Annotated in this window: 9 protein-coding genes; 3 read left to right on the top strand and 6 right to left on the bottom strand. The window is 36.2% G+C overall.

The genetic code is table 11. From position 1 onward, the window contains the following. Positions 1-266: 266 nt before the first annotated feature. Positions 267-626 carry a VanZ family protein gene (locus tag IV494_RS14355; protein ID WP_196080789.1) on the bottom strand — a complete coding sequence of 120 codons (360 nt, stop codon included), beginning with the start codon at positions 624-626 and terminating at the stop codon, positions 267-269. Next, a complete protein-coding gene (gene gcvH / locus IV494_RS14350) occupies positions 619-996 on the bottom strand; it encodes a glycine cleavage system protein GcvH (RefSeq protein ID WP_196080788.1) in 378 nt (125 codons plus the stop codon). Before gcvH ends, IV494_RS14355 begins: the two co-directional genes overlap by 8 nt. Positions 997-1,248: 252 nt before the next feature. On the opposite strand from gcvH, the gene IV494_RS14345 reads away from it, so the two are divergent. Continuing rightward, on the top strand, positions 1,249-2,535 hold the full coding sequence (locus IV494_RS14345) for an aldehyde dehydrogenase family protein (RefSeq protein ID WP_196080787.1): 1,287 nt from the start codon (positions 1,249-1,251) through the stop codon (positions 2,533-2,535). Positions 2,536-2,601: 66 nt separating this feature from the next. On the opposite strand, the gene IV494_RS14340 is transcribed toward IV494_RS14345, so the two are convergent. Beyond that, entirely contained in the window at positions 2,602-4,347 is a 1,746-nt protein-coding gene (locus tag IV494_RS14340) for an ABC transporter ATP-binding protein (protein ID WP_196080786.1), read from the bottom strand. A gap of 91 nt (positions 4,348-4,438) precedes the next feature. After that, positions 4,439-5,170 carry a tRNA pseudouridine(38-40) synthase TruA gene (gene truA / locus IV494_RS14335; RefSeq protein ID WP_196080785.1) on the bottom strand — a complete coding sequence of 244 codons (732 nt, stop codon included), beginning with the start codon at positions 5,168-5,170 and terminating at the stop codon, positions 4,439-4,441. A gap of 718 nt (positions 5,171-5,888) precedes the next feature. Here truA and IV494_RS14330 point away from each other — a divergent pair. Next, positions 5,889-6,380 (top strand): metallophosphoesterase family protein, encoded by a 492-nt coding sequence (locus IV494_RS14330; protein WP_196080784.1) that lies wholly within the window; start codon positions 5,889-5,891, stop codon positions 6,378-6,380. A gap of 66 nt (positions 6,381-6,446) precedes the next feature. Beyond that, positions 6,447-6,917, top strand: a complete 471-nt coding sequence (locus IV494_RS14325; protein WP_230380215.1) for a hypothetical protein — start codon at positions 6,447-6,449, stop codon at positions 6,915-6,917. 12 nt (positions 6,918-6,929) lie between these two features. On the opposite strand, the gene IV494_RS14320 is transcribed toward IV494_RS14325, so the two are convergent. After that, positions 6,930-7,814, bottom strand: coding sequence for a Ppx/GppA phosphatase family protein (locus IV494_RS14320; protein ID WP_196080783.1), 885 nt, complete (start codon positions 7,812-7,814; stop codon positions 6,930-6,932). A 20-nt stretch (positions 7,815-7,834) separates the two neighbouring features. Then, complete coding sequence (locus tag IV494_RS14315; RefSeq protein WP_196080782.1) at positions 7,835-8,314, bottom strand: cytidine deaminase; 480 nt, start codon at positions 8,312-8,314, stop codon at positions 7,835-7,837. Between the last annotated feature and the right edge of the window lie 140 nt (positions 8,315-8,454).

Here is an 8,454-nt window from a genome sequence, read left to right as displayed (position 1 = left end):
AAAGTTATCCACAGTATGTTAAAAATCCCCTAATGCAGTAGGGATCATAGTGGAAATCCCACAGTAAGCGCTGGACTAGTGATGGAACGAGGAATTGGAACGAAGAGCCCGACCCGGGAAATGGCCAACTAATTACAATTATTATAAGCAGCTGCGAGGGGACTGCCCAAAAAATAATATTTTATTCCACCTTTATTATGCTATACCATAGAAGTGTGCTCTTCTTAAAAAAGAAAAAATCCCGATCTTTCGAACGGGATTTGTATTTAAAAATTTAATTCTTTTACTTTCCTATAAACAAAATAGCCGATCAGAACTCCAATTGTATCTGCAACCAAGTCTAATCCTTCTAAAGATCGACCCCAGTGCATTTCATCCTGTAAAATCTCAGTTAGTAAACCGTAGCAGATCATGATCTGAATAAAGTAAATGAATTTGATCTTCGGAACTGCTGCCATGAAACAAAATCCTAACATAGCGAAAATACCGAGATGCAAAACCTTATCAATTCCCTCGAACATAAAAGGAAACTCCATGTTTTCTACGCCGGGACGGAGAAGCATATAAGTAAGAAATGCCCAATAAATGGGCAAGATCTTACGAAATAATTTCGATATTTTATCCAAGAGACTCCTGGTATTGCTCTGCTGAAAGTAATTCTGTAGTATCTGCTGAATCACCGATATCCAATTTAATGATCCAACCTTTACCATAAGGATCCGTATTGAGCAATTCTGGTTGATCTTCCAACTCTGCATTAAATTCGGTTACTTTTCCTGCTAACGGTAAAAAAAGATCAGAAACCGTTTTCACTGCTTCTACACTTCCGAAAACGTCTCCTGAAGAAAGTTCATCATCTACAGAATCAACATCTACAAAAACGATATCGCCTAATTCACCCTGTGCGAAATCTGTAATACCTATTGTTGCGATGTTTCCTTCAATCATAACCCATTCGTGATCCTTCGTGTACTTTAATTCTGACGGTGTATTCATTATTTTAAATTTTATTTTTTCAAAATTAATTAAAATTCTCAGACCATCAAACGTTTATACCCTTTATTTAAATTTCTAAATTACACCTTATATAATATGAAAATTAAAAGGGATAAATAAAACCTTAATATCGCAATCATATAAGACGTCAATCAATAGTTTTTCCTTCTTTTAGTATCTTTGTTGTATTGAAAAAGTTTCAGAATAAAGTGTTCAAAAAACATTCTTTATATATCAACAAAAAAATCAGAAATGAATTTAGAAAATAAATTAGCAAAAAGTCAAAAAGCCTTTGAGAGTTGGAAAACCGTTCCTTTCTCAGAAAAGCAAAAACTTTTGCTAAAATTGACCGACCTTTTAGACAAAGACGCTGAGAAATTTGGCAAGATCATTACGCAGGAAATGAATAAACCAATCACGCAATCGATCTCAGAAGTTAAAAAGTGCGCTTTAATGACGCGTTATTATGCAGAGGCAGAAAATATTTTAAAACCTGAGAAAATTAAGACCGAATTCCGCGTATCAGAAATTCATTCTGTGCCGAAAGGCGTTATTTTAGGAGTTATGCCATGGAATTTTCCTTTTTGGCAAGCTTTGCGTTTTGCAGTCCCCGCGATTTTGGCAGGAAATACCGTTGTTTTAAAACATGCTTCCATTTGTTTTGGAAGTGGAAATATGCTTGAAAAGTTATTTTTGAAAGCAGGTTTTCCAAAAGGCGTTTTTCAAAATTTAGAAATTGGACATGCTGAAGTGAAAGCCGTTTTAGAAAATCCAGTTATTCAAGCTGTAAGTTTAACGGGAAGTGAAAAAGCGGGTGCAGAAGTTGCGTCGATCGCAGGGAAAAACATTAAAAAATCTCTTCTTGAATTAGGCGGAAGTGATGCTTTCATCGTTTTAGATGATGCCGATTTCAAAAAAGCTGCAGAAAGCGGTGCGAAAGCGCGACTTCAAAATTGCGGCCAAGCTTGTAACGCTGGAAAAAGGTTCATCATTCAGAAAAATGTCGAAAAAGAATTCCTGCCGATGTTCATTAAAGAATATCAGAAATATATTCCCGGAAATCCGATGAAGAAAGAAACCCTGATCGGTGGAATGGCTCGTCCGGATTTGGCTGATGAACTGGAAAAGCAATATAAGAAAGCTTTGAAATATGGCGCAGAAATTATTTTACCACTCGAAAGAATTTCAAAAAATGAATTTATGCCAGGTTTAATAAAAGTTAAAGCAGGAAACCCAATTCTACAGGAAGAACTTTTCGGTCCACTGGGAATGGTGATGATCGCAAAAAATGATAAAGAGGCTTTAAAACTGGCAAACGACATTCCTTTCGGTTTATCAAATTCAGTGTGGACGAAAGATAAAAAAAGACAACAATTATTTATCGATCAGCTGGAATCTGGAACGGTAAGTTTGAATAAAGAATCGAGTTCTGATCCTAGATTGCCATTTGGAGGCGCAAAATCTTCCGGTTACGGAACAGAATTATCTTTGCATGCGTTGAAAGAATTTATCAATGTAAAAACGATCGTCGGAAATTAAAGGCATCTCTTACAAAAAAATAAAACCTTCAAATCTTAACTTTTGAAGGTTTTTTTTAGGTATAATTTATTCTGTTTCCAAAACTTCAACTTTCAACTGCGCTTTATATAAGGTCGCATAATAACCGTTTTTGTCCAGAAGTTCCAGGTGTTTTCCTTCCTCTACAATTTTCCCATGTTCCATGACGATGATTTTGTCAGCTTTTTCGATGGTAGAAAGTCGGTGTGCAATAATAATTGATGTTCGGTCTTTAGTAATTTTCTCTGTCGCTCTTTGGATCAGTTTCTCACTTTCATGGTCGATTGACGAAGTTGCTTCATCCAGAATCAAAATTTTCGGATCAGAAAGATAAGCTCTCAAAAATGACAACAACTGTCTTTGACCCAAAGAAATCGAAGAACCTCTTTCGGTTACCACATATTCGTAACCGCCGGGAAGACTTTCAATGAAATCATCGACTTCAATATCCTTCGCAATACTTTTAATTTTTTCCAAAGTCACTGTTTCGTCGCCGAAAGCAAGATTTTCGAAAATACTTCCGTGGAAAAGGAAAACATCCTGCAACACCACTCCAATATGACTTCGAAGATTGTAAAGTTCATATTCTTTCAACTCAACGTCATCCAGCAAAATTTTCCCGGAATTGATGTCATACAATCTCGTAATCAAACTGATAATTGTAGATTTTCCAGCACCGGTCGCACCAACAATTGCTACGGTTTCGCCAGGATTAACTTTGAAACTGATTCCTTTCAAAACTTCCTGTTTATCGTCGTAGGCAAAATGCACATTTCTAAATTCTATTTTTCCATCAAAATGATTTTTTGAGATTTTACCCTTGTTTGGCAGAGCGAAATCTTCATCCATCACGCCCAAAACTCTTTCTGCACCAACAATTCCTCTTTGAATATTATTAAAACGATCAGCAATTTGTCTCAATGGCCGAATCAACATTGAAATATATTGAATGAAGGCGATCACCGCTCCCGCTTTAATGGTTATAAATCCACCATAAAATAGAATGAAGCCGATAAATAAAGAAGAAATTAATTCAACAACAGGAAAAAAGAGAGAGAAAATGAAAACTGTTCTCAGCAATGCAGATTTTAAAGTAATATTGATCTCATCGAATTTCTGAAATTCTGCTTTTTGTCTGTTAAAAACCTGGATCAAAGACATTCCTGAAAGTCGTTCCTGAACAAAAGAATTCTGATTCGAAGTCCAGGCGCGCTCATCAGTAAAGGCTTTCTTCAATCTTTTCTGGAAAAATCTCGTGATCAAAACCATCAAGGGAAGAATCGCGAGAGAAATGTAACTCAAGTGCACATCGACCTGAAACATCATCACCAAAACGAAAACAATCCTCAAAATATCACCGAAAACCATCAAAAATCCATCCGTATAAACCGTTGCAATCGTTTCTACATCGCCAACTGCGCGAGTTACCAATTGTCCGATCGCCGTTTTATCAAAAAAAGCAGTGCGGAAATAAATGAGTTTATGATACAATCTTTCCCGAATATCGCGGATTACATTTTGAGAAATATAATTGGAGAAATAAACCAAGAAAAAATTCAAAATCGTTTCCCCAAAAACCAACGCCACCAAAATATAAATATGCTTCATCATCAACTCTTTGTCGCGAAGTTGAATGATATCTGTATCTACAATAAGCATCGTTAAGTACGGTCGATAGGTAGAAATCACCGATAAAACAATTGAGATAATCAGCGTGACCATAAACCACGACCGAAATTTCATGCCGATCTTGAATAGCCGTTTGATGATATCCCAAGTAGATTGCTGCTTCATATTTTATTTAAAAATTCTTTGCAAAAATAAGGAATTTTGCAGTGATGAAAGGTGTTGAAAGATTGAGATTTAATATTGCGGTGATTGATAATTAAAAATCGTAACCAACATCTACCAGAAACAAACCTTTTGCAGGAGCAGAAGTTCCGGCCGAATTTCGGTTTTTGTCTTCGATAATTTTTCGCAAATCTGAAGGTTCCATTTTTCCGTTCCCAATTTCAACCATCGTTCCGACAATTGCTCGAACCATATTTCTGAGAAAGCGATCCGCAGAAATGGTGAATTTAAGTTCCGAACCATTTTGTTCCCAAAACGCTTTATAAATTTTGCAATTATTGGTTTTATTATCGGTGTGCAATTTCGAAAAACTCGTGAAATCTTCGTACTCAAAAAGGATTTTGCACGCTTCATTTATTCGCATAATATCCAAATCTCGTTTCCAGATTTGCCAGGAAGAATCTTGCGTAAACGGATTTTTCTCCAAAGTAATGTAATATTCATAAGTTCGAAAAGTTGCATTAAACCGAGCATGCAAGTCATCTTTCACTTCAAAAATCCTGGAAATAGAAATATCAGAAGGCAAAAAACTGTTGAGTTGATAAACAAAATTCTCCCCGAAATTTTTCTCGGTATCGAAATGCGCAAAAATTTTCTTCGCATGAACGCCGGTGTCGGTTCTGCCCGCTCCTGTAGTTTTAATTTTTTCCCGCAAAATCGTGGACAAAGCATTCTCCAAAACTTCTTGTACAGAAATTTGGTTCGGTTGGATCTGATAACCAAAATAATTTTTCCCCGAATACGAAAACGCTATAAAATACCTCATCGACTGCAAATTTACTGAATTTTCTGGAGCAACAAAGGAAGAATGTCTTTCGAAAACAAGACCCGCTTTCACTACTCGCTTCCCAATCAAATGCATTGGGAGAGCTCAAACATGCCGTTCCATCGGGGCTAAAATAAAAACTATTTCTTCTTCCACTGTTTGCCAAATATCTTCAAAAGAAACTACCTCAAAAATCTGCATCATCTGCGAATTCGAATATCCGTGAATCCGTGAAGCTGTGAAACTGTGAAACTGTGAATTTGTGAACCTGTGAATCTCCGAACGTGTGAACCCGTGAACCTGTGAATACGTGAATACGTGAAATCTGTGGGAAATAAATCTTCATCAAAATTATTTTCAAATTATAATAAATATCAATAGGAACTTCTAACAACCATCAATAGGAACGGGCTTTAGCCCGTTTAAAAATAGAAACGGAGAAATTTGCTTTAGCCGAAACCTATTAAACCTTTACAAATCAAAATATCTAAATCACACCGAAAATGAACTTAAAAACACATTCACCATTAAAACCAAATGAAATACTAAGATCATTAAGTTCCTAGCAGAAATTGCAGCAACCTGAATTAATGTGAGCTATTTTGCAGAAAAGAATTAACTAAACTAATGTGACTCATGTGTTAAAAACTCACCCAATAATCCACTAAAATAAACCGTATCTATTTGTGGTTATATAAAAAAGTAAGAAATTTACCCCATGAAAATACTCCTTCTCTCCGACTCTCACTCCTACATCGACGACCGAATTTTAGACTACGCAAAAAACGCAGATGAAATTTGGCATTGTGGAGACTTCGGAAATATGGAAGTCATTGAGAAATTAGAAAAAATAAAACCATTACGTGGCGTTTACGGAAATATCGATGGAACGGAAATTAGAAAAATCTTTCCGGAAGTTTTAAGATTCAAATGCGAACAAGTAGAAGTTTTAATGATTCATATCGGCGGTTATCCGGGGAAATATACGTCTTTAGCTAAAAAAGAAATCGAAGAAAAAACTCCTAAACTTTTCATTTCGGGACATTCTCATATTTTAAAAGCGATGTACGATCAAAAAAATAAATTGCTGCACTTAAATCCTGGAGCAATGGGAAAAGTCGGTTGGCATCAAATGCGAACCATGATGCGATTTGAAATCAATGGTGATCAGATCGAAAATTTAGAACTGATTGAGTTGGGAAAGAAGTAAATTAATTCTGCCGAACAATAATTTCATAATGTCCATTCCTCTTTAAATTAACTTTAATAAAAAATTATGGATCAATACCGTGAAACTCCAATTTTCAAAAAGTCAGAAGAAATTTTCGACACATTACGAATCATCACCGATTTAATTCCTGAAGAAAATGAACATTTAGAATTTACGAAACAGCATATTCTGGAAAATATTTATACCATTCAAGCGAAACTTGCAGGTGCTTATTCCGTAAAAATCTGGGATTTAAAAATGGAAAACGCTGCAATCATCAGAAAGTGTGCAAGAGAATTGATGGTTCTTCAACATTCTCTAAAAGCATTTGGTTTTGAAGAAGCAGATTATTATCAAATTGTGAGAAGACAACTCGAAGAATTTCGATTGCTGTTTCGAGATTGGGTCGCGACCTTTAATCCTAAACATTTTATTGTCGATGAATGGGGACTTTTTAATCCACCGGGAATTCCGCAGGATTACGAGCAACGAGATGATGAACTAAATTTTCTAGACGAAGATGAAGAAGAATTTTGAAATTAATTATCGCTATTTCTTCTGTAACCCTTCATAAATACTGTGAATCAAACCATCAGCAACAGAAATCTTAGGCACAAATATTTTATCAATATCACCCCAAGTCATTACATTATTGAAAATTTCTAATGCCGGAACCAAAACATCGGCTCGGTCTTCGCGGAGATTGAATTTGCTCATTCGTTCAGCGACCGTCAATTCGTTCATTTCCTTATAATATTTCTTCAGGTAAGTACTCGACATTGGTTTGCTGTCTTTGGTCTTACTCATCGAGAAAATTTTATTGATGTTGCCACCGGAACCAATCGCAACAATCGGTTTACTGCTGTTGATATTTTTGCGGATGTCTTCTTTCATTTCTCTCCACAAATCGTCTTTTACCAAACCTTCGAGCAAACGGATCGTCCCAATATTTATCGATCTTTCGTATTTTATTTTTCCGTTTTCGTAAAAAGTGAGTTCTGTTGAACCGCCACCAACATCGATGTAGAGATAATCGAAATTCTTATCAAGACCTTCTGCAATATGTGTTTCAAAAACCAAACTTGCCTCCTCGTCACCGGAAATAATTTCAATGTCAAGTCCGGAATTTTCTTTCACCTGCTGAATAATTTCCTGTCCATTTTTAGCGTCGCGCATCGCACTCGTCGCACAAGCTCGATAATGTTCAACTTTATAAATTTTCATGAGATTGCTGAAAATATTCATTGAATCCATGATCATCTGTTCTCTTTCTGCACCAATTTCCCCTTTCGTGAAAACATCCATCCCCAAACGAAGCGGAATACGAAGCAGATTGAGCTTGGTGAATTGCGGTTTCCCTTTTTTGGGTTCCGTCACTTCATTGATCAGCAATCGTGCTGCATTACTTCCGATATCAATTGCGGCAATTCTCATTGTTTTCGGGATAATTTTTGTTAAAGGTAAGATGCATCAAAGGAAAATGGAAGCAGATCGCGGATTGATTTTGTTTTATAGATCGCACCGCCTAAAGAAGCAAAATAAATCTCGATAGGATCTGATTGTTTGGCTTCATATTCTAATATAGATTGTCGGCAAGCTCCACAAGGTGGAATCGGCACAGAAGTTAATGCTTCTCTCGGCGCACCAATTACAAAAAGCTTCTTGATCTTCACCTCTGGAAAATTGGCACCAATCCAAAAAATGGTTGTTCTTTCTGCGCACAAACCTGAAGGATAAGCTGCATTTTCCTGATTACTCCCAGAAATGATTTCGCCGTTCTCCAGTAAAATTGCGCACCCTACTGTAAAGTTGGAGTATGGCGCATAAGCAATCGCGCGAAATTTTTGAGCGGAATCGAATAGTTTTTTTTCAGTTTCATCAAGGTGTTCATAACTCTCGATGGCTTCAAAACTAGTGGTATATTCTTTTTGCATGTATTAAAAATAGGAGAGTAAAGATAGATATTTTTTTTGAAAGGAAGCAGCGGGCCAAAAGAAAAGAAATGCTTCAGATAGCCAGAAAAACTTATAAAAGTATCTTTTGTAATTGCATAAAATGACTTTTTATTCTGCGG

Origin of the sequence: Kaistella gelatinilytica (genome assembly GCF_015679325.1) — a bacterium.
GTDB lineage: Bacteria > Bacteroidota > Bacteroidia > Flavobacteriales > Weeksellaceae > Kaistella > Kaistella gelatinilytica.
This window is presented reverse-complemented; position numbering and strand designations above follow the sequence as displayed.

What these genes read in the sequence shown, in the direction of transcription:
- truA (WP_196080785.1), bottom strand. Translation starts at nt 5,170, where the DNA reads ATGAGGTATTTTATAGCGTTTTCGTATTCGGGGAAAAATTATTTTGGT.
- IV494_RS14320 (WP_196080783.1), bottom strand. Translation starts at nt 7,814, where the DNA reads ATGAGAATTGCCGCAATTGATATCGGAAGTAATGCAGCACGATTGCTG.
- gcvH (WP_196080788.1), bottom strand. Translation starts at nt 996, where the DNA reads ATGAATACACCGTCAGAATTAAAGTACACGAAGGATCACGAATGGGTT.
- IV494_RS14340 (WP_196080786.1), bottom strand. Translation starts at nt 4,347, where the DNA reads ATGAAGCAGCAATCTACTTGGGATATCATCAAACGGCTATTCAAGATC.
- IV494_RS14330 (WP_196080784.1), top strand. Translation starts at nt 5,889, where the DNA reads ATGAAAATACTCCTTCTCTCCGACTCTCACTCCTACATCGACGACCGA.
- IV494_RS14315 (WP_196080782.1), bottom strand. Translation starts at nt 8,314, where the DNA reads ATGCAAAAAGAATATACCACTAGTTTTGAAGCCATCGAGAGTTATGAA.
- IV494_RS14345 (WP_196080787.1), top strand. Translation starts at nt 1,249, where the DNA reads ATGAATTTAGAAAATAAATTAGCAAAAAGTCAAAAAGCCTTTGAGAGT.
- IV494_RS14325 (WP_230380215.1), top strand. Translation starts at nt 6,447, where the DNA reads ATGGATCAATACCGTGAAACTCCAATTTTCAAAAAGTCAGAAGAAATT.